The sequence below is a fragment of the Myroides sp. JBRI-B21084 genome (assembly GCF_030545015.1).
Lineage (GTDB): Bacteria > Bacteroidota > Bacteroidia > Flavobacteriales > Flavobacteriaceae > Flavobacterium.
In genome coordinates this window covers 1251121-1277279 of the sequence record NZ_CP120653.1, presented here as the reverse complement: position 1 = coordinate 1277279, position 26159 = coordinate 1251121, and the positions used below count along the sequence as shown (strand labels likewise).

Genomic DNA, 26159 nt, shown 5'->3' with positions numbered 1-26159 from the left:
AATTTAGACGGTTTTTTAATTATATGGAACTAATTCAGGCTTACCGTAGTTAAATTGTTGTAAATCAAAATTTGTATTACGTAAATTATTAGTTTTTAAAATATTTTTTCCATTCCCAGGAATATTTGGATAAAAAGCCAAGGTTAGTTGAAAATTATTAAAAACCAAGTAATCATTGCTAATCATAATTCCTAAACCTATTTTACTATACATTTGGTTTGACACAAATTTGTTACTTTCATCACCCAAAAATCCTAACGAAGTACATAAAAAAGGACTAAATCTAAACCCAAAAACTTGATAAGGTGCATAGCTTTGAACCTGAAAATTTAAAAGTACTTTTTTGGTTCCACTTAATTCGTAACTATCAAAACCATCAATACCATAAGTTCCATTAAGGCTAATTTTATCTTTTGCGTAATCTAAACGCTTTAATCCAACTACAATTTCTGGATTAAAAAAATGCCTAAATCGCCATTTACCTAAATAATATAATTTAGAAAAATACAAACCTTCTATTCTTAAAACCCCTTCTTCTGCACAATTGTTATTAAAAAAAGTTCCCCATTGCAGTTCACCTCCAAAATACCCTGAATTGGTATATTTACCCATTGAAAATTTAGCACCAACGTAAGGTCTTGTGCTATTGTTTTTTTGTTGAAAACCAGTAGTTAACATAAACGTTTTACCAACAGCTATATCTTCAATTACATCATAATAAAAAATATAACGGTCTTGAATATAATTTAACGAAGCCAACCCAAAAGAAGCTAAATATAATTTTTGATTGGAATAAAAATTTATGGGATCATAGGCTTGTGAAGGGCTTTGCGTGTAATTTCTAGAAAAATACCTAAACGAAGTTACCAAATTGGTTTGCACTTTGTGTAAATTATTAAACCTATAATACAAAGGTTTTGAATGACCAACCCATAAATCTAAATCATTCCATTTAAAGTTTTGGTATTTATTTATGCCTTCTGTATTAGGAACCGAATCTTTAAATACATTTTGCAAAAGTGTAAAACCGCCAGCGAATCTAGTCATTGGAGTAAAAAACCTCCGCGATGCATAGACTTGTTTGGTAGTATTTTCAAAAAGATCTAAATTATAAAAAACGCCAGCGTCAATAAATGTTTGCCCTATATTATTTATTTGATATTGAGATCGATACGCATGTTTACCTTCGTTATATCGGGTACGGTATTGATTAGAATAATAATGCCCTAAACCAGCAAAATTCCGATTTGTTAACGTTAATCTTCCGCTTGAAGTTGATAAAGAACCTGTAGGGTACCAACTCCACGAATCAAGAACTTTAATTTCAACATCAACAGAATCTGCATTGTTTGCAATAGCAACTGGTTTTACAGAAACCCTACGAATAAAGCGTTGCGTACGCAATAAACGCTCAGATTCTTTAACCTTTAAAGAATCTAATTGTTGATTTGGCTTTATAAGTAATAAACTTCTTACAGTAAACTTTTTTGTTTTTAAATGCAGCTTGTTTCCTATTTTTTCAACTGTTTTTTTGGGAACTCGCGTTGAATCGTAAATAGAAAAACCAAACGGATCATAGGTAACAATGTTTATTTTACGAATAGTTTTTCCTTGAAAATTTTCAAAGTTATAATCTATATCCTTTTGTTTAACCGCCTGAACCTTAGTATTTATATTACTTGGCTTTTTTTTAAAGATAAGTTTATGTAATTGCTTGGTAAATTTTCCTTTTTTAGAAAGCGCTTCAATTCTATCCATTTGTTCACGGGTTGTATTGATACTGTCTTTAACTTGTGAAAAAGACGAGTTATAGCATAAAATGCAGAATAGTAGCGAAAAAATGAAATACTTTACCAAATTGATTTAAAAAAAATTAAAGTAGTTATTTTTTTTAAATTAAAAAAACACTTAGGTGTTAATTTCTAAATCTTTAATATAATCTTCATATTCGTAAAAGAAAAGCTCAAAACTAGTCATTTTTTCAGCAAAAAAATCATAAATAATTGGCCAAGTAGCTTTGTTATTAACACTAACCTTTTGGTTTATATCAACCCAAATTCTACTAATTAATTTACCGTTAGGCAAGTAAAAGTTTCGTTCAAAAATAGCATCTTCAAGATATTCATCAAGCAAAATAGTTTTTAAAGACTCTACTTTTTCAAAATAAATTTTGCGTTTTTCATCCTCTTTTGGTTCAATTTCTAAGGCAATTTGAGCTGTTTTATTATCAACAAAAAATTTAAAAGTAACATCTTTAATTTTAGTGTTGTGCAACAACCATTTACGCGGATATTCATTGGCAAAACCTGTCCAAAAATCTTTTTTTAATTGTAACGCCTCTTCTTTACTAAACATTTCGTATCTTTAATATATTTTTTAATCATGCAATTTGAACATTTTTTACATAAATTAGATGTTGTGGTAGCACAACCCTTATTTGCTTTAGACGCCCATTTAAAAATGGCGCCTTTAGAGCGTGTTCAATATCTTCAAAATTACGATTATTCTACAAAAAATCCTAGAGCATCGGCTGTTTTAAGTTTGTTTTACCCCAAAAACAATACTGCACATTTGCTATTAATTGTTCGTTCATCATACCCGGGTGTGCATTCATCCCAAATTGCTTTTCCGGGTGGAAAAAAAGAATTAACCGACAAAAATCTCATGGAAACTGCCTTGCGTGAAGCCAACGAAGAAGTTGGAATAAATGTTGCAGAAATTGAAATTTTAAAACAATGGAGCGATATTTACATACCACCAAGCAACTTTATGGTATCATCGTTCATGGGAATTACCCAAAAAAAACCTCATTTTGTTTTACAACCCGATGAAGTAAGCGCTGTAATTGAATTACCTATTGCCGATTTACTTAACGATGCACTTGTACAAAATGTTGAAATGAGCACTTCTTACGCAACCAATATTTTAGTGCCTGCTTTTGTAATTGAAAACCATATAGTTTGGGGAGCTACAGCAATGATTTTAAGCGAAATAAAAGAAACTCTTAAAGCAGCTTTTTAATTAAAATTAATATTTACACTCCAATTATCAACCAAAAACAGATTTTAATTAGATTTATTTTAGCAAAATAAGCCTTTAAAAAATACTATATTTGCTTTTTAAACAAACCTATGCAATTATTTAAAAAAGATCCGTTTGGCAATATTTTATTCATTAAAAAATGGTTGATTCGTGTTTTTGGTTTTTTAACCCACAAACGCTATCGTGGTTTTAATGAATTAGTAATTGATGGTTCGGAAATTATAAAAAATTTACCCGAAACAAACGTTTTATTTATATCAAACCACCAAACTTATTTTGCCGATGTGGTTGCTATGTTTCATGTTTTTAATGCAAGTTTAAAGGGACGAGTTGATACTATTAAAAACGTATTTTACATTTGGAATCCTAAAATGAACATTTATTATGTAAGTGCAAAAGAAACTATGCAAGCTGGCTTGTTGCCACGAATTATGAGTTACACCGGCGCTATTACCGTGGAACGTACTTGGCGCGAAAAAGGAAAAGATGTTACTGAAAAAAAAGCTGTTAACCCAAATGATACCGAAAATATTAAAAAAGCTTTAAATGACGGTTGGGTGATAACGTTTCCGCAAGGTACTACAAAATCGTTTAAGCCGGTACGTAAAGGTACTGCACATATTATTAAAGAACACAAACCTATTGTTGTACCTATTGTAATTGATGGTTTTAGAAGATCGTTTGATAAAAAAGGACTTTGGCTTAAAAAGAAAGGTATTTTACAATCTTTTACAATAAAAGAACCTTTGGTAATTGATTATGACAACGAATCTATAGATGATATTGTTGAAAAAATTGAATTTGCTATAGAACAACACCCTTCGTTTTTAAAGGTTATTCCTGCTGAAATAATAGAAAACGATATAAAACTTAATAAAGAACGCCAATTTCCGTTTGATTATTAAAAAAAGCTTCTAAAAAAAATTTAGAAGCTTTTAAAAAACTATGTAAACATTAAATTAATTGATATTTAAATGATAAGGCAACATTGCTTGAACACCTTGTGATTGTTTCAAGTAATTCATGCGCTGTAATAATTGATAATTTTCGGTACCAATTTCTTTTTTAATAGCATCTTGCCCTACTGTTGAAACCGACATTCCTAAAAACTTACGGAACATATCTGCTACTTCAATTTCGTACTCTGGATATAAACTAACTTTATAATCGTTAGTTTTTACAAGTTTTGCTGCATAGGTGATTGCGTCGTCTAAATTACCTAATTCATCAACTAAACCAAGCTGTTTAGCCATAGTTCCAGTCCAAACTCTACCTTGTGCTATTTCGTCAACTTTAGTTTTATCCATTTTTCTACCTTCAGCAACACGCGATATAAACGTATCGTAAATAATTTCAATACTTTCTGTTACGGTTTCACGGTACTTAGGTGTCATATCTTCAAAAACACTGTATCCATTTGCGTTTTCATGGGTTTTAACAGTTTCTGCATTTACACCATATTTATCAGCTACTTTTTTAAAGTTCGGAATCATTCCAAAAACTCCAATAGAGCCTGTTATTGTATTTGGTTCAGCAAAAATTTTGTTGGCATTACAAGCAATGTAATAACCACCCGATGCAGCTACATCGCCCATTGAAACAATTACTGGTTTTACCTTTTTAGTTAATTCAATTTCGCGCCAAATAATGTCAGAAGTTAATGCGCTACCACCTGGAGAATTAACACGTAAAACTACAGCTTTAATTTTATCGTTTGATCTAGCTTCTTTTAAAGCACGATTAATTGACTTTTCTCCAATAGTATTTACACTACCTTCGCCCGATTGAATTTCGCCTTGAGCAAAAATTACAGCAATTTGGTCTTTTGCAGAAATCTTTTTTAATTTTAAATCAATTTGATTTATATAATCTAAAATTTCAACTTCGTTAATATCTTCATCTGCTTTTAATTGCAAAGCTTTTTTAATTCCGCTGTGGTATTGATCTAGGTAAGCAATTTTATCAATTAACTTATTGCTTAAAGCCAAATTAGCATTTCGCGCATTTAAATTTGTTGCAACATTGTTTAGGGTTTCAACTGGTATGTTTCTGTTTTTTGATACATCGCCAACAAAAGATTCCCAAATAGAATTTAATAGAACGGTTAACTGTTCGCGGTTTTCAACGCTCATATTTTGTTGTAAAAAGGGCTCAACAGCACTTTTATATTTGCCATGACGAATTACTTCCATTTGAATACCGGTTTTCTCTTGCAAATCTTTCATATACAAAACCTCTGAAGCCAAACCTTTAAAATCAATACTTCCCATTGGGTTCATATAAACTGTATCTGCAACCGATGCTAAGTAATATTCGCCTTGAGAATAATTATCGGCGTAAGCAACAACAAATTTTCCTGTTTTTTTAAAGTTTTCAAGTTGCTCAACAATAGCTTTTCGTTGTGTTAAACCAAGGCTGCTGTAATTATTTTCTATAGAAATACCTTTAATTTTATCATCGCTTTTTGCGTATTCAATTGCTTGTAAAACGTTAATTAAACCGTCGTTATTGGTTTCGTTGTATTCAAATTCCTTAATAAAAACACTTCCACCATAATCATTTGAAACGTCGGCTAAATCTAATTTTATAACCGAATTATTTTTAATGGTTTTTGATGCGTAGGACGAACTACCTGCCGATGCAATTACTCCTATAATTAAAATTAAGAAGAACGACATCATGCAGAACAAAATAATTCCTACAAAGGTTGCCAGTACATTTTTTATAAAATTCATGTGTATACTTTTTTAAGCTTTTAAACATTAGTATGTAATTTTTAAAATTGTTACAAAAAAATGGTCATTATTTTTAGTTTTAAAATTTAAAACAATCGCTATTTTTGTAAAATGCACATATATAATAAAATAGTTTTAGCCTTAGGTAGTAATTTAGGTGATAAAAAACAGCATTTACAAAACGCTATAAATCTAATAAACAACACCTTAGGATTAGTTACACAAGTTTCGGCAATTTATGAAACACCCTCGTGGGGTTTTAATAGTTATCCGTTTTACAATATGTGCATTGTAATACATAGCCATTTATCGGCACAAGATTTATTAATTGCTTTAAAAGAAATAGAAAAAAATTTAGGTAGAACAACAAAAACAGTTTTAACCTATGAAGCCCGAACAGTAGATATTGATATTATTTATTACAACGATGCAGTAATTAACGAACCGCATTTACATATTCCTCACAGGGAAATGCAAAATCGTAAATTTGTGTTAGTGCCGTTAAATGATTTACAATTAGATTGGCAACACCCTATTTTACATAAAAACACTGCAGATTTACTAACTAGTTGTACCGACGATTCACAAATTAAAAAGGTAGATGCTATAGAGTTACCTAAAAACGGTTTAAATTTTCAACACTTAAATTTTTTGGTAATTGAAGGAAACATTGGTTCAGGAAAAACAACTTTGAGTAAAAAAATTGCTGAAGATTTTAACGGAAAAACTATTTTAGAACGCTTTAACGACAATCCTTTTTTACCCAAATTTTATAAAGATGAAGAACGTTTTGCTTTTCCTTTGGAAATGTCGTTCTTAGCAGATCGTTATTCTCAGCTTAATCAACATTTAGATTCGTTTGATTTATTTAAAGATTTAATTGTAGCCGATTATTTTATTTATAAATCATTAATTTTTGCTCAAGTTACCCTGCAAAACGATGAAATGTTATTATATAGAAGCATTTTTGATGTTATGTATAAAGAAATTAAAAAGCCCGATATTTATGTTTTTTTATATCAAAACACTGAAAATTTACTAAAAAACATTAAGAAAAGAGGCAGATCTTTCGAAGAAAACATTAAAGCAACTTACTTAGATCAAATTACTCAAAGTTATAGCAACTTTATTAAAACATTACCTAAAGAAAACATTTTGATAATTGATGTTACCAATAAAAATTTTGTTGATAACCATGCCGATTATTTATTTATTTTAGAACAAATTAATAACAAAATTTTAGCTGTTGCCAATAGGTAATGTTGATAAACGTTTGTATGCTTTAATTACTATTCACTTAATTGTTGTAATTTTTGGAACACATCCCATATAACAATACCGCCACTAACTGAAACATTTAAAGAATGTTTGGTACCTAACTGTGGAATTTCAACCACAAAATCACTTAAATTAATCACTTGTTGGTTAACGCCTTTTACTTCGTTACCAAAAAACAAAGCGTATTTTGTATTATTTTCAGGTAAAAAATCATGTAACATTACAGAACCTTCAACCTGTTCTAACGATATAATTTTTATGTTATCGGCTTTTAATTGTTCAACCAAAGCAACTACATCTTTTTCATACTCCCAATCAACAGTTTCGGTTGCGCCAAGTGCCGTTTTATGAATTTCTTTATTAGGTGGCGTTGCAGTAATACCACATAAATATATTTTTTCAATTAAAAAGGCATCGCATGTTCTAAAAAACGACCCAATGTTATGTAAACTTCTAACATCGTCTAAAACAACTATAATTGGGGTTTTGGTTGCTTGTTTAAATTCTTCTATATTTTTTCGATTTAGATCGTCTAAGATTAATTTTTTCATTTTAAAATTTAAATTATAAATGTAGTTATTTAAAACTGAAGTATTTTTTAATACAATTGTTTACAAAAAAAAGCAAAAAAATTCTTTTAAATAAATTGTACTGCTTTTAATTTTGCAGCTTAAAAAAATTTTATGCCCTTAGCTATTTTAAAACACATACTTTCATCGCAAATAATTATTTACACGTTTAGGTGTGTGTTGGGTTTTTTGGTTGGATATCTTTTAATGCTTCAGTATCCAAAAATGGAACTTTTCTGGACACTTCTTTCTATTATTTTAGTGATTTCTCCCGAAGGTAAAGACTCTTTAAAACTTACCATTGAAAGGGTACGATCTAATTTTATTGGTTCAATTGTTGGGCTTTTATGCCATTTAGTACATGCAACCAATATGTACGTTTTAATTTTAGGCATTGTAATAACAATTATTATATGTTACCTTTTTAAGGTAATGAATATGAGTCGTGTAGCAATTGTAGCTTTTTTAATAATTATGCTGCAATCGCATACATTGGGTGAAACTGTTGCTCCTATTTTTAGATTTGCCACAGTAACTTTTGGATGTTTTGTTGGACTTGCTGTTACTATTTTAACATCAGTTTTAATTCAAAAACTTAGAAAAGTTTACAAAATTCAATAACAATTTAAATAATCAACAAACCAAAATCGCAAATTTGTTGCCCTTGCTTAGAAAACAAAAAAGGTTCAAAATCTTGTTCAGTTACCATTTCAAAAGAATTTTTTAGCTGTTGGTAACTGGTTGTTTCTTTTGCATTAGCTTTTAAATCATTAATAAAATCAACAAACCACTCACCTATTTCTTTATCAACTTCAACTTGTAAAAAAGTACTTTTACCATGCACTTCAATCATTGCTTTTTCAAAAACCTTTCCTTTTTTTGTTTTTGTAAAATGTTGTATTCTTGGAATTGTACCCAACCATACAACTTTTTGATTTGATTTATAAACAGGAAATGTTTCGTTTTCCAAAACGTTTGAAATATAATTAGGGGCAATTTTAGTTTTAGGTATTTTAAATTCAAACCAATCTTGCAAATCGTAATCAAAACACAAACCATGCATGTAATTATATAACGATTTTTTTAAACCAAATGAAAACTTATCATGTACGGCACCTGATTTTTCTTTATGCTGTAAATCGTTATTTGCAAAAGATCCTTTTTGTGTAGATAAGTTTATTACATTAAAAGCTTCGGGATCTAAACCAATTGGACTGTGAGCTGTCATAGCAAATTGATGCCAAAAGCCCGATTGCATAATTCCAATTTCAAACATTTGTCGTACCATTTCTAACGAATCAATTGTTTCTTGCGCCGTTTGGGTAGGAAAACCATACATTAAATACGCATGCACCATGATACCTGCTTGTGTAAAATTACGGTTTACTAAAGCAACTTGTTCAACGGTAACACCTTTATCAATTAATTGCAACAGCCTGTCCGATGCTACCTCTAGCCCACCTGAAACTGCAATACAACCCGACGCTTTTAACAATCGGCATAAATCATAAGTAAAACTTTTTTCAAATCTAATATTTGTCCACCACGAAACAGTTAAATTGCGTTTTAAAATTTCTAAAGCAACTTCGCGCATTAAAGCAGGTGGTGCAGCTTCATCTACAAAATGAAAACCGTTAGAATTTGTTGTTTTAATTAACTGTTCCATACGATCCACGATTTCTTTAGCCGCAATTGGTTCGTAAATTTTTATATAATCTAATGATATATCACAAAACGTACATTTTCCCCAATAACATCCATGTGCCATTGTTAATTTATTCCAACGGCCATCGCTCCACAAACGGTGCATTGGGTTAACTACCTCTATTACAGAAATGTATTGCGATAAATCGATATCAGTATAATCGGGGCAACCAATTTCTTTTTGTTTATAGTCTTTTATAAGCGGATTATTTATAAAAACAACTTCTTCATTTTTTAATAAAAAAGTGCGTTTTAAATCGTTTACAGAAATTTCTCCGTTTACAAAACGAATCAGTTGTTCAGTTGGAGCTTCACCATCGTCTAAATTTATAAAATCAAAGAAATTAAAAACGCGAACATCATTAATCGACCTTAATTCAGTATTAGGAAAACCACCGCCCATAACCGTTTTAATATACGGATATTGTTTTTTTATATGTTGTGCACATCGAAAAGCACTGTATAAATTCCCTGGAAATGGAACTGAAAAACCAATTATTTTGGGGTTTGTTTTTTGTACAAGCGCATCTATTTTTTTTAAGGTAATTTGATCGATATACGTAGGCTCATCGGTTATTTTTTTATATAACTGATCAAATGAATTAGCAGATCTACCTAGGCGTTCAGCGTATCTACTAAAACCAAAATCTTCATCAACAGTATCAATAATTAAATCGGCTAAATCTTCTAAATATAAAGTTGCTAAGTGTTTGGCTTGATCTTGAAAACCCATTGAACCAAAAGCCCAATCTAACGCATCAAGTTGTGAAAACCGACTGGCTTGTGGCAAAAAATCGTCTTGAACAATTGCATTCGCAAGTGTTGGATTTTTACTTTGCAAAAACTGTATAACTGCATCAATACTATAAATGTAACTATTTTTTAAAGCTACAATTCGTTGCGAATTTTCGTTTAAAACCTGATTTTTCCCTTCAATATATGCAAACAAATCGGTTAACCCTTGCTTACTAAATAAGTCTAAAATTACTTCGATACCTAAATCGGCCTGATAACTTAAAATATTTTTAGTATTTAAAAAACCTTTTAAATAAACAGTTCCTGGATATGGTGTGTTTAGTTGGGTAAATGGTGGGGTTATAAGTAAAATTTGTGTTTCCAAACCTTGCAAAATTTCAGCAAAAATACAATTTACTTATTGTTTAATACACTTTTTAGTTTGGATAAATTTAGAACGTTTTTTACCATTAATTTATAATTTACAGAAACACATCGTTTTTAATTATTTAGTATTTTTGAAAAAAATAAGACTAATGTACCAAATACCGTACGAACAAACCGGCTATTTCTCTGATTTAATGATTGATTATTTAGCGAAAAATAATCGATTAGATACATTATACAATCGTTTTCCTACCTTAGAAAACTTTGAAGAGCAAATTATAGAAAAGCAAGATAATTTTTCAGATTTAAATAGAAATGTTGTAGTTGAAAGCTTACAAAAGCAATATAAAAATTTTACGGTAACCACAGCCACACAAGGCAATATTGAGCAACTAAAAAACAGTAATACTTTTACGGTAGTTACTGGGCATCAATTAAATTTATTTACAGGACCACTTTATTTTCTATACAAAATTATATCAACCATAAATTTGTGTAAAGAACTTAAAAAGGCTTATCCAAATTTTAATTTTGTTCCGGTATATTGGATGGCTACTGAAGACCATGATTTTGATGAAATTAATTACTTTAATTTTAACCGAATGAAATTTCAGTGGAATGAAAATGTTTCTGGACCCGTTGGCAGATTAAAAACAGAACAATTAAACCCTGTATATCAATCGTTTAAAAACCATTCAGGCTTAGGTACAAATGCTACTTTTTTAAACAATTTATTTGAAAACGCTTATCTTAAACACAACAATTTAGCCGATGCTACCCGTTATTTGGCAAATGAATTATTTGGAAACGAAGGTTTGGTAATTATTGATGGAGATGATACAGCGCTTAAACAACTTTTTGTTCAACATATAAAAGAAGAACTAAAAAACCATTCGGCAATTAAAGAAGTTGAAAAAAGTTTTGACATACTAAAAGAATATACTATTCAAGTAAATCCACGTGAAATTAATTTATTTTATATTGAAAATAACTTACGCGAACGCATCGTTTTTGAAGACAATGTTTATAAAGTTTTAAATACAACGTTGCAATTTACTAAAGCTGAAATTTTAAATCTAGTTGAAACAAACCCTGAAAAATTTAGTCCTAATGTAATTTTGCGTCCATTGTATCAAGAAGTTATTTTACCTAATTTATGTTACATTGGCGGAGGGGGTGAATTGGCATATTGGTTAGAATTGAAAGAGGTATTTACACTGCATAATATTACATTCCCAATGCTTTTATTGCGAAATTCGGTTCTATTAGCAACTCAAAAACAAAATCAAAAACGTGAAAAATTGAATCTTACTTGGGAAGAGTTGTTTTTAAAAACGAATGAATTTGTACAGAAAAAAACGTACGAATTGGCTGAAAAGCATTTTGATTTTAATCAACAAAAACAATTTTTAAAAGACCAATTTTCACAACTTTGGCAATTAACAAAAAAAACAAACCCATCATTTATTGGTGCAGTAAAAGCCCAAGAAGCCAAACAATTAAAAGGTTTAGAAACTTTAGAAAAGCGTTTTTATAAAGCAGAAGGCATAAAAAACAAAGAAACTATTGAACAAATGGTAGCTTTAAAAATTGCGCTGTTTCCTAATAACAATTTACAAGAACGGGTTGATAATTTTGCTACCTTTTACAAAGAATTTGGTACCGATTTAATATCGGTTTTACTTAAAAACTTAAATCCGTTGAATCAAAATTACGCAGTGATCGTTTTGTAATTAAAAAATGTTCATTCAATAAAACAAATAATATGCGTGCATAGTTTTTTTGTATATTTACAAATCAACCAACTTTTAAAATATGGACTATTCACAAAAAATGTTACGCAACGATGCGTTAACCAATAAAGTTATAATTGTAACTGGCGGCGGCAGCGGTTTAGGCAAAGCCATGACTACTTATTTTTTAGAATTGGGCGCAAAAGTTGCCATTACATCGCGCGATATTGAAAAATTAAAAAACACCGCTAGCGAATTAGAACAACAAACCGGCGGAACTTGTTTACCAATTGCCTGCGATGTGCGCCATTACGACCAAGTTGAAAACATGTTACAACAAGTTTTAAACAACTTTGGTAAAGTAGATGTTTTAGTAAACAATGCTGCAGGTAATTTTATATCGCCTACCGAACGTTTATCGGCAAATGCGTTTGACACCATTATTGATATTGTTTTAAAAGGCAGCAAAAACTGCACACTTGCATTAGGAAAATATTGGATTGAAAAAGGCGAAAAAAACAAAACGGTTTTAAACATTGTTACAACCTATGCTTGGACAGGGTCGGGATACGTGGTACCAAGTGCTACTGCCAAAGCAGGTGTATTAGCTATGACGCGAAGTTTAGCGGTAGAATGGGCAAAATATGGTATACGTATGAACGCTATAGCGCCAGGACCTTTCCCTACAAAAGGCGCATGGGATCGTTTGTTACCTGGCGATTTAAAAGATACTTTTGATATAACCAAACAAGTACCTTTACGACGCGTAGGTGATCATCAAGAATTAGCCAATTTAGCAGCTTATTTGGTTTCCGATTTTTCACAATACATTAATGGTGAAGTAGTTACTATTGACGGTGGCGAATGGCTACAAGGCGCAGGCGAATTTAACATGCTTGAAAACATTCCAAAAGAACTTTGGGATATGTTAGAGCAGATGATAAAATCAAAAGGAAATAAATAATTTTTTAAATGCCCCCACCCTGATTAATTGGCTGTTGGGGGTTGTTTTTTAATCAAAACAAATTATAAATTAAAATAGCATTTTTAGTTAAGATAATTAATTGTATTTTTACACTTCAAATTTTGTAGAAAAAAATGGGTAAAATCATTGCTATAGCCAATCAAAAAGGTGGTGTAGGAAAAACAACCACTTCTGTTAATTTAGCTGCATCGTTAGGTGCATTAGAAAAAAAAGTATTATTAATTGATGCCGATCCACAGGCAAATGCCACTTCTGGTTTGGGAATTGATGTAGAATCGGTTGAAGCAGGAACTTATCAAATTTTAGAACATACCGTTACACCGCAAGAAGTTGCTATGGAATGTACGGCACCAAATGTATCTTTAATTCCGGCGCATATCGATTTAGTAGCTATAGAAATTGAATTAGTTGATAAAGAAAACCGCGAATACATGCTTAAACAAGCATTAGCACCAATTAAAGATCAATACGATTATATTATTATAGATTGTGCACCATCGTTAGGTTTACTAACATTAAATGCATTAACTGCTGCAGATTCTGTTGTTATACCTATTCAATGCGAATATTTTGCATTAGAAGGTTTAGGAAAATTATTGAATACTATTAAAAGTGTTCAAAAAATTCACAATCAAAATTTAGATATCGAAGGCTTGTTATTAACCATGTACGATTCGCGTTTACGCTTATCAAACCAAGTGGTAGATGAAGTACAAAAACACTTTAACGATATGGTTTTTGATACCGTTATTCAGCGTAATGTTAAGTTAAGCGAAGCGCCTTCTTTTGGTGAAAGTATTATTAATTACGACGCGGCTAGTAAAGGCGCAACTAATTATTTAAGTTTAGCTCAAGAAATCATTCAAAAAAACACAACTAATTAACCATGGCAAAAGCAGTAAAAAGACAAGCAATGGGGCGTGGATTATCGGCACTTTTAAAAGATCCAACAAACGATATTCAATCTATTGATGATAATAACGCAGATAAAGTTGTAGGAAATATTATTGAATTAGAATTAGAAGCTATTTCGGTAAACCCTTTTCAGCCAAGAACAAATTTTAACGAAGATACCTTAAAAGAACTTGCTACATCTATTAAAGAATTAGGTGTAATACAACCTATTACTGTTCGTAAATTAGAATTTAATAAATACGAATTAATATCAGGTGAGCGTCGTTTACGTGCTTCAAAATTAGCAGGTTTACAAACTATTCCAGCATATATTCGTATTGCAAACGACAATGATTCATTGGTAATGGCTTTGGTTGAAAATATTCAACGCCACGATTTAGATCCTATTGAAATTGCTATGTCGTACCAACGTTTAATTGATGAAATTCAGCTTACACAAGAGCAAATGAGCGATCGTGTGGGTAAAAAACGTTCAACCATTACAAACTATTTGCGTTTGTTGCGTTTAGATCCAATTATTCAAAGTGGCATTCGCGATGGATTTATTTCGATGGGTCATGGACGCGCAATTATCAATATTGAAGACCATGAAGCGCAAACCAACATTTACCATAAAATTATAAAAGAAAATTTATCGGTACGCGAAACGGAAGCTTTGGTTAAAGAATATCAAGAAGGTGTTTCATCGAAAGAAAGTTCTACTAAAAAGAAAAAAATTTCGTATACGATTTCTGACTCGCAACGTAAAATTTTTACCGATTTCTTTGGTGCAAAAGTTGATGTAAAAATTGCTGCAAATGGCAAAGGATTAATTAACGTTCCATTTCACTCAGCCGAAGATTTAGATCGAATCATTAAATTATTAAAAAAATAGTGCGAACTAAATTATTTATACTTGCTTTATTTTTTTTAAACGGCATGGCGTTTGCTCAAACCGATTCGCTACAAATGCTTCGTTTACAAACACTACCAGCTAAATTAAATCAGCAAGCGTTAGATCCTTTGGCACCATCAAAAGCTGCATTTTATTCAAGTATTTTACCTGGTTTAGGGCAATATTACAATAAAAGCTATTGGAAAATACCTTTGGTTTATGGTGGTATGGGTACTAGTTTGTACTTTTATTTTAACAACCAACAAGCTTACACTCGTGCACGCGATGAATACAAATTGCGTTTGCGCGGTATAGAAAGTACCAACAACCCAAAAGTAGGCAGTTACACAAAAGACCAGTTAGTAACGGTACAGCGCAACGCACAACGCAACCGCGATTTATCGCTATTTATAACCATTGGTTTGTACATTTTAAATATTGTAGATGCTAATGTTGATGCGCATTTACAACAATTTAATGTTGATGAAGACCTTACTTTTAAACCAGTTTTAGATTACAATCCTATCACAAATAAAAATCAATTTAACGTAAATGTAAGCTATCGCTTTTAAACGTTATTAATAATTACAAACAAATGAAAATAGCATTACTAGGTTACGGCAAAATGGGTAAAGAAATTGAAAAAATTGCTTTAGAACGTGGCCATGAAATAGTTTTAAAGAAAACCGAATTTAACGATTTTACCGGCTTAGAAAATGCCGATGTTGCCATAGATTTTAGTATACCTGCTGTTGCACCAGAAAACATTAGCACATGTTTTAATACAAATATTCCTGTAGTTTCAGGCACAACTGGTTGGTTAGAGCATTATAACGATATGGTAGCTTTATGCAACCAAAAAAACGGTGCCTTTTTATACGGATCGAATTTTAGTGTGGGCGTAAATTTATTTTTTGAATTGAATGCTTATTTAGCAAAATTAATGGCTAACATTAAAGAGTATAATGTATCAATGGAAGAAATTCATCATACTCAAAAATTAGATGCACCAAGCGGTACAGCCATTTCATTAGCAGAAGGTATTATAAATCAAACCAATTACGAAAAATGGACAATGGAGACTGCTAATGAAAACGAAATTTACATTGATGCCAAACGCATTGCCGATGTACCTGGTACGCACAGTGTTTTTTACAAGTCAACTGTAGATGAAATTGAAATTAAACACACCGCATTTTCGCGTCAAGGCTTTGCTTTAGGTGCTGTTGTTGCTGCTGAATGGATAGTTGGCAAAAAAGGCATTTTTACAATGAAAGATGTGTTGAATTTAGGTTAATTAATCAAAAAAAAGTACTTTAGATAAAAATATTTAGGTTATGACATTTACACAATGGTTCCTTTTTTTTCTGGCTGTTCAAGTAATTCACTTTTTGGGCACTTGGAAATTATATGTAAAAGCAGGTAAAAAAGCATGGCAAGCTGCTGTACCCGTTTACAATGCAATTGTTTTAATGCAAATAATAAACCGCCCAAAATGGTGGGTTATTTTACTATTTATACCAATTGTAAACATAATTATGTTTCCGGTTGTATGGGTAGAAACCTTACGCAGTTATGGAAAAAACAGTTTGGTTGATACCATTTTAGGTGTTGTAACTTTAGGATTTTACGTTTATTATGTAAACTATTTTGAAAACGTTACCTATATACAAAACCGAAGCATTAAACCCAAAACCGAAGCTGGTGAAACGGTTAGTTCTATATTATTTGCGGTAGTAGTTGCAACTATTATTCACACCTTTTTTATACAACCTTTTACCATTCCTACTTCATCGTTAGAAAAAACGTTATTAGTTGGCGACTTTTTATTTGTTAGTAAAGTAAATTACGGTGCACGCGTGCCGCAAACAGCAATTGCTTTCCCCATGGTGCACGATACCATTCCAGTTGCTGGTGTAAAATCGTACAGCAAATTTCCTCAAATACCAGAAATGCGTTTCCCTGGCTTTCAAAAACCTGCTCACAACGACATTATGGTTTTTAACTGGCCTGTTGATACGGTATATCAATTCTTTGATCGTTCAGGAAGAAGAGCAGATAAACCTGTTGATAAAAAATCGAATTACGTTAAACGTACCGTTGGATTACCAGGCGATAATTTAGAAATTAAAAACGGTGTAGTTTACATTAATAATAAAGTACTTGATTTAGGCGATCGCGCTAAAATTCAATACACTTATACTGTCACCACCAAAGGAGATAATTCTGGATTAATAAATTTAATTCAAAAACATCATATTACAGATGGTGGTCAAAACCCTCAAAATCCAAATATTTTTTATTTAGCATTGACAGATGAGGCTTTAAAAGATATGAAAACATTATCATCTGTTGCAAGTATAGAAAAAGATATGAGTCATGGTTCCGAATTTAACATCAATAATAAACTGGCAATATTTCCACACAATAAACCTTGGAATCGTGATAATTTAGGTCCAATCCATATTCCTGCAAAAGGCGAAGTGGTTCAATTAAACAATGAAACGTTGCCTTTTTATAAAGCTATTATTACCGATTACGAAAAGAATAAATTAGAAGAAAAAGACGGTAAATTTTTTATTAACAACAAACCAGTTACTACATACACTATTCAACAAGATTATTACTATATGATGGGCGACAACCGTCATAATTCTGAAGACAGTCGTTACTGGGGTTTTGTACCTGCTAATCACATTGTTGGTAAACCCGTTTTTATTTGGATGAGTTTAGATCCTAACGTGCCACTTGGTAAATTGTTTGATAAAATTCGTTGGGAACGCCTATTTACAACAGTACACGGAACAGGTAAACCACATTCATTCTTTATTTATTTTGTGGTAGCTATGTTAGGTTGGGGAGTTTATAGTTTTATTAAAAAACGTAAAACAAAAAAATACAATTATTAATGGATATTTTATTACATCCTACTTATTTTCCATCGATAAGTCATTTTGTGGCAATGGTACAAGCAAATTCCATAACCTTTGAAGCAGATGACAATTTTCAAAAACAAACAAACCGCAACCGTATGTACATTTACAGTGCAAACGGTTTGCAGTTATTAAACATACCCGTTAAACACAGCAAAGACGAACTACATCAAAAATACCGAGATGTTAAAATTGAAAACGATTTTAATTGGCAAAAACAACATTTTAAGTCGTTAGAAGCTGCTTACAGAACATCACCTTATTTTGAGTATTTTGAAGACGATATTAGACCATTATTTGAAAAGAAACAGACTTTTTTAATGGATTTAAATTTTCAAATTCATGAAATAGTAACCGATTGTTTAGGTATTGAACTACCATTTACTAAAACAAAAGAATATTTTAAACAAACATCTTTAACCGATTTTAGATATTTAGCAAACGGTAAAAAGGACGAAAATATGTTTGAAACTTATACCCAAGTTTTCAACGATAAACACGGTTTTTTAAATAATTTAAGTATTTTAGATTTACTTTTTAACGAAGGAAGACACGCAGTTGATTATTTAAAAAATGAAAAAATTATAAAAAAAGATTTCTAATTGAAATCTTTTTTCATTTATAAAACTATCTTTACAAAAATTTATAAATATTTACTTATGAAAAAAATGATAGCACTTTCGGCAATGCTTTCTTTAACTTTAATTAGTTGTAAAGATGATGATAACACAACAACAACTCCAGAAGTAACAGTTGCTGGAAAATGGAATTTAGTATCCGCTGAATATATAGAGAACGGTGAAAAAACAACGGAAGATTTAAAACCTGGAACTTGTAGTTATGATTATTATGATTTAAAAGCAGGCGGTGTTAAAGATGAAGTTTACCATGACGAAGCAAGCGATTGCGCTACAGAAAATTGGCCTGGAACTTGGACTTATAATGAGTCTAACAAATACATGACTTTAATTGATTCTGATGATAATTATACTATAGTTTTCCAAGTGGTATCTTTAACAGCTACTGATTTAAAAGTAAAGTTAATATCTGATGATGGTACAACACTACCAACTGGTACTGAAGTTTATGCTTATTTAAAAAGATAAAACAAAAACGGGTAACAAATTAGTTATCCGTTTTTTTATTCTTCATGTTCAATCGCGCCATAATTGGAAAATGATCTGAGTTTTTAAAATTATTAAACGTTTTAAACTCTTTTACTTCAAAAACATCATCAACCAAAATATAGTCAATGCGTGCTGGGTAGTATTTGTAGTTATACGTTTGTCCAAAACCTTTACCTGCTTCAACAAATGCATCGTTCATATCGCCAATTATATTTTTATAAACGTATGAAAAGGCAGTATTGTTCATATCGCCACAAATTAGCTTGTGACCTTTAAAGTCTTCCATATGTGCTTGTATCAATTCAGATTGTAATTGTTGCACCTTAAAAGCTTCGCTTAATCTATTAAAAATTCGTTTTGATTTACTTTCATTAATTTCGTTAATATCCGGGCTAATATTAACAGATTGTAAATGAATACTATACACACGAATAGTATCTTTATTTTTAACGACATCGGCATATACCACATTGTTATCTGAATTTGGCAAAGCAATTTCACCTTCATCAATTATTCTAAATTTAGAAAAAATGGCTTGCCCGGTTTTAATTTTTTTTCCGTGCATCGTGATATGTCTAAATTTATAATCGTCTAATTGATAATCTGCCGATTTAGAATACTCTTGAAAACAAATAATATCTGGATTGTGTTCTTCAATAAAACGTTTAATATTTTCGGGCACGTTTTCGTTAGGCAACCAATTAAAAAGGTTAAAAAGTCTAACATTATAGCTTAAAACAGTAAAATCAGATTCAACTACTTCATCATTTGTAGCCGAAAATTTATAAAATTTAGTAAAAAAGGTATATCCAATTAAAAAAACAACAACCGAAAGTAGAACTTGCTTTTTAAATTGCACGGTCCAATACAACACACAAACCAAATTAAGCATAAGTAATGTGGGTAAAATAAGCGTTAGAACCGATAAAAAAGGAAACAATTTTGGCGCCATATACGGCAATAAAAAGCCCAATAATGTTAGTATAACCAACAGAATATTTAAAATAAAAGCTATTTTATTAAACCATTTTAATTGTTTCATAGTGTTATTTTTGTTTAAACAAAAATTCTTTTTCGGCAGCTGTTAAACTTTCGTATCCCGATTTGCTAATTTTATCTAAAATAGTATCAACTTGCGATTGTATATCAGTTTCGTTACTAAATTTAGAAAGTTGTTGCTTTTTATGAACTGTTTTTAGTTTTGATTGTGATTTAACTTTTGAAGGAAAATGAATAAATCCACCTAAAAATTTACCGTAACAAAACCCAAACAAACTGCCCCCAATGTGTGCTAAATGTCCGCCTGCATTTGCAAAAAACAATTGTAAAACATCAAACACAAGAAACGCAATTGCAATGTAAAATATTGCTATATTTCCAAAAATAATTAAATGGACCCGCATTTTAGGGTTGTAACCTACAACTGTAAAAAAAACAGCCATAATTGCACCCGATGCACCTACTACAAATGTATTTATATTAAAAACCGTTGCAATTAGAAAATAAAACACTCCTGCAGCAATACCTCCTAAAAAAAAGGCTTTTAAAAACTGTTTTTTATTAAAAAATGTAAAAAACAACATGCTAAACAAATATAGCATAAACATATTAAAAACCAAATGCAATAAATCGGCATGTATAAAGCTGTATGTTATAAACTGCCAAATACGGAAATTAAAAACTTTAAAATTGCTAAATAACGCCAGTTGCTTAAGTATATTTATATACAAAGCAGAATTGGCAACTTTTAAAAGCAAAAACAAACAACTGAAAAAAGAAATTACAGCAATTAACTTAATTTCAATTGAAATATTTTTCAAATTAATATTCCTCATATCTCAACTCCTTAAATACACATTATTGTTTATCCCAACGATATTGGTCGAACTGTTTTTTCTTCCAAATCCACATTAAAATGAAACCTATAATTGCACCACCAACATGTGCAAAATGGGCAACACCACCACCTAATCCAAAAATAGAACTTCCACTAAAACCAGAAAATAAATCGTAAAGTAATAAAGCAGGTACAAAATATTTTGCTTTTATGGGCACAGGTACAAAAATTAATGCTAAACCTGCATTAGGAAACATAAAAGCAAACGCTACTAACAAACCGTAAATAGCCCCCGAAGCACCTACTGCTCTTGAAAAATAGGTTTGTTGCATGGTTGCTAAATCTTGCATGTTTACAAAAGACAACCATCTGTTATCGTAACTGTTTTGAGCAGTTAAGTTTAAAATCTCATTACCATTAAACCCATTTGCAGTTAGTGTATTAAATGTTTCATGAAACTGCCAATAATTTACTGCCGTATGCAATAATGCTGCTCCTAAACCACATAAAACATAAAAAATAAAGAATTTTTTTCCACCCCAAATTTGCTCTAAAACCGACCCAAATGAAAATAATGCAAACATATTAAACAATATGTGCATAATGCCACCATGCATAAACATGTGCGTTATTGGTTGCCAAATTTTAAAACTTGGATTTTCGATGTAGTACAAAGGAAAATAAACATTTAAAATTGGCACAAAAAAATATGCCGCTAAAAATATTATTACGTTAACAATTAATAATTGTTTAACCACAGGAGTTATCTGATTCATTACATAAATTTTTTATCGATATCTTCTACTTTCATGGTAATAAAAGTAGTTTTGCCAAAGGGCGATGTTTGCGAATTTTCACAGCCAAACAAACTGTTTACTATATGTTCTTGTTCTTTTTCGGTTAAATATGTTCCCGTTTTAATTGCTAAACTTTGTGCTAACGATTTTGCAATACGGTCGTTTAAAACATCTGTTTCATTAGGTACATCGTCTTGTAAATCATTTAATAAATCTTCCAAAACAATTGAAACCTCGCTTTCGGTTATCGAAACAGGAATACCTAAAATTACAATTTTTTCTTTTGATATTTCATCAAATAAAAATCCCATTTGCAGCAGTTGTTGTTGAATATTACGTAACAAATCTAGTTCATAAGCCGTATAATACAACGATAAAGGAAAAAGCAATTGCTGACTTGCATTTTGCTTAACTGCTAACGAATGTAAATAATGTTCGTATAAAATACGTTGATGTGCACGGCGTTGATCAATAATTATCATGCCCGATTTTATTGGGCTAATAATGTATTTTTTTTGAAATTGATATGATTTTTGATGATTTGCAGCCTGTGGTGTATCATCATCAAATAAGGAACCGGTTATAATTTCTTCATCGATTTGATGATTTGCCGATGTAAGAATGATTTCCTTTGCATCGGAAATACCTTCATACAACGTTTCCCAACCGCCTGATTTATGTTGTTTTTTATCTTGAAATGATTGATTGCTGCCAAATGAACCACCGCCTCCATTAAACGACTTTTGCTTAACGGTTTCAAACGGATTAAAACCAGAACCCATTTGTTGTGCCAAATTGTTGCTGGCTTTCATACTTTCAAACGGATTGTAAAATGCATCAACCTCAACAGTGGGCTCAACCGATTGGGTTCCTTCGTAACTATAAGGCACATCTAAATCGCTATCTTTATGAAAATCAAGCACTGGCGCAACATTAAACTGACCTAAACTGTGTTTTATAGTTGCTCTTAAAATAGCATATAACGCTTGTTCATCGTCAAACTTAATCTCGGTTTTGGTTGGGTGAATGTTTATATCAATACTGTTTGGAGGCAAATTTAAATACAAAAAGTAACTTGGATGCGTACCATCTTTCAACAAACCTTCAAAAGCAGCGGTTACCGCATGGTGTAAATATCCACTTTTAATAAATCGATCGTTTACAAAGAAAAACTGCTCGCCCCTACTTTTTTTAGCAAATTCGGGTTTAGCAACAAAGCCATTAATTTCAACAATTTCGGTAGTTTCTTGAACAGGCACTAGTTTTTCATTGGTTTTACCACCAAAAACGTTTACAATACGCTGACGAATGTTCGATGAAGGTAGGTTAAACATTTCACTACCGTTATTGATACATGTAAACTGAATGTTGGGATGTGCCAAAGCTACACGTTCAAACTCATCAATTACATGACGTAATTCTACTTGATCAGATTTTAAGAAGTTTCTTCGGGCAGGAATATTAAAAAACAAATTTTTAACCGAAAACGATGTACCGCTTGGAACAACAGCCATTTCTTGCGAAATAATTTTACTGCCTTCAATAATTACTTGCGTACCAAGTTCGGCGCGGTGTTCTTTTGTTTTAAGTTCTACGTGTGCAATTGCAGCAATTGATGCAAGTGCTTCGCCACGAAACCCTTTGGTTTGTAGCTGAAATAAATCTTCGGCTATAGAAATTTTAGATGTAGCATGACGTTCAAAACACATACGCGCATCAATTTCGTTCATTCCTTTGCCGTTATCAATTACTTGTATAAGCGTTTTACCGGCATCTTTAATTACCAGTTTAATAGCAGTTGCACCTGCATCTACTGCATTTTCAAGTAATTCTTTAACTACCGATGCGGGGCGTTGTACCACTTCGCCAGCGGCAATTTGGTTGGCAACGTGATCGGGCAATAAACGTATAACGCTTGACATGTATTTTTACTTATTTTTTAATGATTTACAAAAATACAATTTTATGTGGTATTTTACTTACCATTGCCCTTTACTTAAAGTTAAAGAAAACAAAAAAGCTCTGAAAATTTCAGAGCTTTTGGTTATTTTTTATTTAATGCAATCATTTTAAGTGCGGCTACTGCGGCTTCGGTTCCTTTATTTCCGTGGATACCTCCGCTTCTATCTATTGATTGTTGTTCAGTATTATCGGTTAGCACACAAAAAATGGTAGGCACATCGTACGCAATGTTCAAATCTTTAATACCTTGTGTAACGCCTTCGCAAACAAAATCAAAATGTTTAGTTTCGCCCTGTATCACACAGCCAATGGCAATAACGGCATCAAACTGTTGAGTTTGTAACATTTTTTTGCTCCCAAAAATCAATTCAAAACTTCCGGGAACGTTCCAACGTACAATATTTTCGGGCTTTGCGCCACAGTCAATTAAAACATCGTAAGCACCTTGGAATAAACCATTGGTTATTTTATCGTTCCATTCCGAAACTACTAAACCAATTTTTAAACTGCTTGCGTTTATTAAATCGGCTTTGTTGTATTCTGAAAGATTTTTGTTTGCTGTTGCCATAATTATTGAGCCATTCCTAAGTAAACATCAATATTTGTAGCTTCCATTGAACCTTTGTAATTATCTTTAATTAAAGTAAACAATTTTAAAGCTTCTTCTTTCTTACCTAATTCTAAAGCCATTAAACCCGCTTTGTATGCGTAACGTGGTGTAGAAAAATCGTTAGGTGCATGTTCTGAAGCTTTTTTGTAAAATTCAAAAGCATCTTGTGGTTGGTTTAAATCGGCAAAAGCATCGCCAATAGCCCCTAACGACATTGCTTTTAAAAACATATCTTTAGAATTAAATTGTTCTAAATGCTTAATAGCTTCTTTATTTTTACCCATATTTAAATAGGCTGTACCAGCATAATAATGCGCTAAATTAGCAGCATCGGTTCCGCTGTATTTTTCGGTAATGCTTAAAAAGCCCATTTTACCTTCGCCTCCTTTTAAAGCCAAATTAAATAACGAATCTGAAGCTTGGCCGTTTAAAGCTTGGTCGTAAAACTGTTGTGCTTGAAACATTTCGTTTGCAGCTTCTTCTTCTTTTGGCTCTACAATAAAATTTTGGTAACCTAAATATCCTACAGCAAGTAGTGCCAATCCACCAATTGCATAAAATATTTTAGATTGATTTAATGTAAACCAAGTACCCACTTTATTAGCAGTTGTATCTAAAGAATTAAATACTTCGGCTGTATCACTTGTATCGTTTAACACAGCTTGGTGTACGTTTTCTTCTTTCTCAACCTGTGGTTTTTCAGGTTTATACCCTCTTTTATTATATGTTGCCATAATGATGTAAGAATTTTAATCTGGGCAAAAATAGGATTTTTCTTCAAATTTAAAAGTCTATTTTTAGATATTTTTTAGAAATTTGCTTTTTCATTCAATAAATAAAACTGCTTTTGTGAATTTAGAGCATATACATATCCTTAATTTTAAAAATATTTCTGAAAAAACGCTTGAATTTACCAAGAAGATTAATTGCTTTGTGGGTAAAAACGGTCAAGGTAAAACTAATTTGCTTGATGCCATTTATTATTTAGCGTTTGGCAAAAGTTATTTTAACCCCATTGCGTTGCAAAATATTAAACATAACGAAGATTTTTTTGTGGTTGAAGGTACTTTTACAAAAAACAACAAACACGAACAAATTGCTTGCAGTTTAAAAAAAGGACAAAAAAAGGTGTTGAAACGCAATGGTAAAATTTACGAAAAATTTGCCGATCATGTGGGGTTAATTCCTATGGTTATGATATCGCCTAGCGACCAAGATTTAATTTCTGAAGGAAGCGAAACCCGCAGAAAATTTATCGATTTGGTAATTTCGCAGCAAAACACTCCTTATTTACAGCAAATTATTCAGTACCAAAAAATTATTGCGCAGCGCAATGCCCTTTTAAAATATTTTGCTTTAAACCGCGTTTTTGATGTGGATACTTTAAGCGTTTATAACGAACAATTAAGTGATTTAGGAACCGAAATTCATTTAAAAAGAAAAGCTTTTGTAGAAGAATTTAATCCTATATTTACTAAATATCATAACCAAATTACAGGTAATAACGAAAAAGTAGAAATTAAATACGAAAGTCAGTTAAACAATACCCCTTTATTGGAACTTTTTGACACCTTTTTACAAAAAGATCGCGTGTTACAATATACATCGGTAGGTGTACATAAAGACGATTTATTGTTTGAAATTAATGGCTATCCTATAAAAAAATACGGTTCACAAGGGCAACAAAAATCATTATTAATTGCATTAAAATTGGCTCAGTTTGATTTTATTAAAAAACAAAGTGGGGTGCCTCCTATTTTATTATTTGATGATATTTTTGATAAGTTAGATGCCGAACGCGTGCAACAAATTATACAAATGGTAAATAATGCAACATTTGGCCAATTGTTCATAACGGATACACACGAAGATCGCACCGAATTAATAGTAAAACAAACTAATTTAGATTACGAAATTTTTAAAATATCAACTTAAA

General features: G+C 31.3%; 25 protein-coding genes. 14 read left to right on the top strand and 11 right to left on the bottom strand.

What is annotated here, in order from left to right:
* Positions 1-15 precede the first annotated feature (15 nt).
* On the bottom strand, positions 16-1758 hold the full coding sequence (locus P3875_RS06270) for a hypothetical protein (protein WP_303443092.1): 1743 nt from the start codon (positions 1756-1758) through the stop codon (positions 16-18).
* 150 nt (positions 1759-1908) lie between these two features.
* Complete coding sequence (locus tag P3875_RS06265; RefSeq protein ID WP_303443090.1) at positions 1909-2355, bottom strand: DUF4268 domain-containing protein; 447 nt, start codon at positions 2353-2355, stop codon at positions 1909-1911.
* A gap of 27 nt (positions 2356-2382) precedes the next feature.
* Here P3875_RS06265 and P3875_RS06260 point away from each other — a divergent pair, with 27 nt between their 5' ends.
* Positions 2383-3021 (top strand): NUDIX hydrolase, encoded by a 639-nt coding sequence (locus P3875_RS06260; RefSeq protein WP_303443089.1) that lies wholly within the window; start codon positions 2383-2385, stop codon positions 3019-3021.
* Between the two features lie 110 nt (positions 3022-3131).
* Entirely contained in the window at positions 3132-3947 is an 816-nt protein-coding gene (locus tag P3875_RS06255) for a lysophospholipid acyltransferase family protein (protein ID WP_303443088.1), read from the top strand.
* 54 nt (positions 3948-4001) lie between these two features.
* Here P3875_RS06255 and sppA read toward each other — a convergent pair whose 3' ends face one another.
* Positions 4002-5777, bottom strand: coding sequence for a signal peptide peptidase SppA (sppA, locus tag P3875_RS06250; protein ID WP_303443086.1), 1776 nt, complete (start codon positions 5775-5777; stop codon positions 4002-4004).
* Between the two features lie 111 nt (positions 5778-5888).
* Between sppA and folK the strand changes: the two genes are divergently transcribed.
* The gene (gene folK, locus P3875_RS06245) at positions 5889-7037 is read left to right on the top strand and encodes a 2-amino-4-hydroxy-6-hydroxymethyldihydropteridine diphosphokinase (protein WP_303443085.1); all 1149 of its coding nucleotides are present in this window, start codon (positions 5889-5891) and stop codon (positions 7035-7037) included.
* Between the two features lie 29 nt (positions 7038-7066).
* On the opposite strand, the gene P3875_RS06240 is transcribed toward folK, so the two are convergent.
* Positions 7067-7606, bottom strand: a complete 540-nt coding sequence (locus P3875_RS06240; protein ID WP_303443084.1) for an RNA methyltransferase — start codon at positions 7604-7606, stop codon at positions 7067-7069.
* 132 nt (positions 7607-7738) lie between these two features.
* On the opposite strand from P3875_RS06240, the gene P3875_RS06235 reads away from it, so the two are divergent.
* A complete protein-coding gene (locus P3875_RS06235) occupies positions 7739-8245 on the top strand; it encodes an FUSC family protein (RefSeq protein ID WP_303443083.1) in 507 nt (168 codons plus the stop codon).
* A gap of 4 nt (positions 8246-8249) precedes the next feature.
* Here P3875_RS06235 and P3875_RS06230 read toward each other — a convergent pair whose 3' ends face one another.
* A complete protein-coding gene (locus P3875_RS06230) occupies positions 8250-10448 on the bottom strand; it encodes a B12-binding domain-containing radical SAM protein (protein ID WP_303443082.1) in 2199 nt (732 codons plus the stop codon).
* A 151-nt stretch (positions 10449-10599) separates the two neighbouring features.
* On the opposite strand from P3875_RS06230, the gene bshC reads away from it, so the two are divergent.
* The 9 genes from bshC (at position 10600) to P3875_RS06185 (ending at position 18996) form a co-directional block, all read left to right on the top strand.
* Positions 10600-12183 (top strand): bacillithiol biosynthesis cysteine-adding enzyme BshC, encoded by a 1584-nt coding sequence (bshC, locus tag P3875_RS06225; RefSeq protein WP_303443081.1) that lies wholly within the window; start codon positions 10600-10602, stop codon positions 12181-12183.
* Positions 12184-12265: 82 nt separating this feature from the next.
* Positions 12266-13147: an SDR family oxidoreductase gene (locus P3875_RS06220; RefSeq protein WP_303443080.1), complete on the top strand. Its 882-nt coding sequence runs from the start codon at positions 12266-12268 to the stop codon at positions 13145-13147.
* Positions 13148-13281: 134 nt separating this feature from the next.
* Positions 13282-14052: a ParA family protein gene (locus P3875_RS06215; RefSeq protein WP_303443079.1), complete on the top strand. Its 771-nt coding sequence runs from the start codon at positions 13282-13284 to the stop codon at positions 14050-14052.
* Between the two features lie 2 nt (positions 14053-14054).
* Entirely contained in the window at positions 14055-14957 is a 903-nt protein-coding gene (locus tag P3875_RS06210; RefSeq protein WP_303443078.1) for a ParB/RepB/Spo0J family partition protein, read from the top strand.
* 44 nt (positions 14958-15001) lie between these two features.
* Complete coding sequence (locus P3875_RS06205; RefSeq protein ID WP_303443077.1) at positions 15002-15529, top strand: DUF5683 domain-containing protein; 528 nt, start codon at positions 15002-15004, stop codon at positions 15527-15529.
* 23 nt (positions 15530-15552) lie between these two features.
* Positions 15553-16254, top strand: coding sequence for a 4-hydroxy-tetrahydrodipicolinate reductase (gene dapB / locus P3875_RS06200; RefSeq protein ID WP_303443076.1), 702 nt, complete (start codon positions 15553-15555; stop codon positions 16252-16254).
* Between the two features lie 40 nt (positions 16255-16294).
* Positions 16295-17866, top strand: coding sequence for a signal peptidase I (gene lepB, locus P3875_RS06195; RefSeq protein WP_303443075.1), 1572 nt, complete (start codon positions 16295-16297; stop codon positions 17864-17866).
* Entirely contained in the window at positions 17866-18492 is a 627-nt protein-coding gene (locus P3875_RS06190; protein ID WP_303443074.1) for a WbqC family protein, read from the top strand. The genes lepB and P3875_RS06190 overlap by 1 nt, the downstream gene beginning before the upstream one ends.
* 57 nt (positions 18493-18549) lie before the next feature.
* A complete protein-coding gene (locus P3875_RS06185; RefSeq protein ID WP_303443073.1) occupies positions 18550-18996 on the top strand; it encodes a lipocalin family protein in 447 nt (148 codons plus the stop codon).
* 19 nt (positions 18997-19015) lie between these two features.
* On the opposite strand, the gene P3875_RS06180 is transcribed toward P3875_RS06185, so the two are convergent.
* The 6 genes from P3875_RS06180 to P3875_RS06155 form a co-directional block, all read right to left on the bottom strand.
* Entirely contained in the window at positions 19016-20059 is a 1044-nt protein-coding gene (locus P3875_RS06180; protein ID WP_303443072.1) for an endonuclease/exonuclease/phosphatase family protein, read from the bottom strand.
* A gap of 4 nt (positions 20060-20063) precedes the next feature.
* A complete protein-coding gene (locus P3875_RS06175; protein WP_303443071.1) occupies positions 20064-20837 on the bottom strand; it encodes a rhomboid family intramembrane serine protease in 774 nt (257 codons plus the stop codon).
* A gap of 37 nt (positions 20838-20874) precedes the next feature.
* The gene (locus tag P3875_RS06170; protein WP_303443070.1) at positions 20875-21630 is read right to left on the bottom strand and encodes a rhomboid family intramembrane serine protease; all 756 of its coding nucleotides are present in this window, start codon (positions 21628-21630) and stop codon (positions 20875-20877) included.
* Positions 21630-23573, bottom strand: a complete 1944-nt coding sequence (gene mutL, locus P3875_RS06165) for a DNA mismatch repair endonuclease MutL (protein ID WP_303445402.1) — start codon at positions 23571-23573, stop codon at positions 21630-21632. The genes P3875_RS06170 and mutL overlap by 1 nt, the downstream gene beginning before the upstream one ends.
* Positions 23574-23695: 122 nt before the next feature.
* The gene (ribH, locus tag P3875_RS06160; protein ID WP_303445401.1) at positions 23696-24181 is read right to left on the bottom strand and encodes a 6,7-dimethyl-8-ribityllumazine synthase; all 486 of its coding nucleotides are present in this window, start codon (positions 24179-24181) and stop codon (positions 23696-23698) included.
* A 2-nt stretch (positions 24182-24183) separates the two neighbouring features.
* Positions 24184-24957 (bottom strand): tetratricopeptide repeat protein, encoded by a 774-nt coding sequence (locus P3875_RS06155; RefSeq protein WP_303445400.1) that lies wholly within the window; start codon positions 24955-24957, stop codon positions 24184-24186.
* Positions 24958-25072: 115 nt separating this feature from the next.
* Here P3875_RS06155 and recF point away from each other — a divergent pair, with 115 nt between their 5' ends.
* Positions 25073-26158: a DNA replication/repair protein RecF gene (gene recF / locus P3875_RS06150; RefSeq protein WP_303445399.1), complete on the top strand. Its 1086-nt coding sequence runs from the start codon at positions 25073-25075 to the stop codon at positions 26156-26158.
* The last annotated feature ends 1 nt before the right edge of the window (position 26159 follow it).

Coding starts and splice junctions, on each gene's coding strand:
- P3875_RS06270 (WP_303443092.1), bottom strand. CDS start 1,758: ATGGATAGAATTGAAGCGCTTTCTAAAAAAGGAAAATTTACCAAGCAA.
- P3875_RS06265 (WP_303443090.1), bottom strand. CDS start 2,355: ATGTTTAGTAAAGAAGAGGCGTTACAATTAAAAAAAGATTTTTGGACA.
- P3875_RS06260 (WP_303443089.1), top strand. CDS start 2,383: ATGCAATTTGAACATTTTTTACATAAATTAGATGTTGTGGTAGCACAA.
- P3875_RS06255 (WP_303443088.1), top strand. CDS start 3,132: ATGCAATTATTTAAAAAAGATCCGTTTGGCAATATTTTATTCATTAAA.
- sppA (WP_303443086.1), bottom strand. CDS start 5,777: ATGAATTTTATAAAAAATGTACTGGCAACCTTTGTAGGAATTATTTTG.
- folK (WP_303443085.1), top strand. CDS start 5,889: ATGCACATATATAATAAAATAGTTTTAGCCTTAGGTAGTAATTTAGGT.
- P3875_RS06240 (WP_303443084.1), bottom strand. CDS start 7,606: ATGAAAAAATTAATCTTAGACGATCTAAATCGAAAAAATATAGAAGAA.
- P3875_RS06235 (WP_303443083.1), top strand. CDS start 7,739: ATGCCCTTAGCTATTTTAAAACACATACTTTCATCGCAAATAATTATT.
- bshC (WP_303443081.1), top strand. CDS start 10,600: ATGTACCAAATACCGTACGAACAAACCGGCTATTTCTCTGATTTAATG.
- P3875_RS06220 (WP_303443080.1), top strand. CDS start 12,266: ATGGACTATTCACAAAAAATGTTACGCAACGATGCGTTAACCAATAAA.
- P3875_RS06215 (WP_303443079.1), top strand. CDS start 13,282: ATGGGTAAAATCATTGCTATAGCCAATCAAAAAGGTGGTGTAGGAAAA.
- P3875_RS06210 (WP_303443078.1), top strand. CDS start 14,055: ATGGCAAAAGCAGTAAAAAGACAAGCAATGGGGCGTGGATTATCGGCA.
- P3875_RS06205 (WP_303443077.1), top strand. CDS start 15,002: ATGGCGTTTGCTCAAACCGATTCGCTACAAATGCTTCGTTTACAAACA.
- dapB (WP_303443076.1), top strand. CDS start 15,553: ATGAAAATAGCATTACTAGGTTACGGCAAAATGGGTAAAGAAATTGAA.
- lepB (WP_303443075.1), top strand. CDS start 16,295: ATGACATTTACACAATGGTTCCTTTTTTTTCTGGCTGTTCAAGTAATT.
- P3875_RS06190 (WP_303443074.1), top strand. CDS start 17,866: ATGGATATTTTATTACATCCTACTTATTTTCCATCGATAAGTCATTTT.
- P3875_RS06185 (WP_303443073.1), top strand. CDS start 18,550: ATGAAAAAAATGATAGCACTTTCGGCAATGCTTTCTTTAACTTTAATT.
- P3875_RS06180 (WP_303443072.1), bottom strand. CDS start 20,059: ATGAAACAATTAAAATGGTTTAATAAAATAGCTTTTATTTTAAATATT.
- P3875_RS06170 (WP_303443070.1), bottom strand. CDS start 21,630: ATGAATCAGATAACTCCTGTGGTTAAACAATTATTAATTGTTAACGTA.
- mutL (WP_303445402.1), bottom strand. CDS start 23,573: ATGTCAAGCGTTATACGTTTATTGCCCGATCACGTTGCCAACCAAATT.
- ribH (WP_303445401.1), bottom strand. CDS start 24,181: ATGGCAACAGCAAACAAAAATCTTTCAGAATACAACAAAGCCGATTTA.
- P3875_RS06155 (WP_303445400.1), bottom strand. CDS start 24,957: ATGGCAACATATAATAAAAGAGGGTATAAACCTGAAAAACCACAGGTT.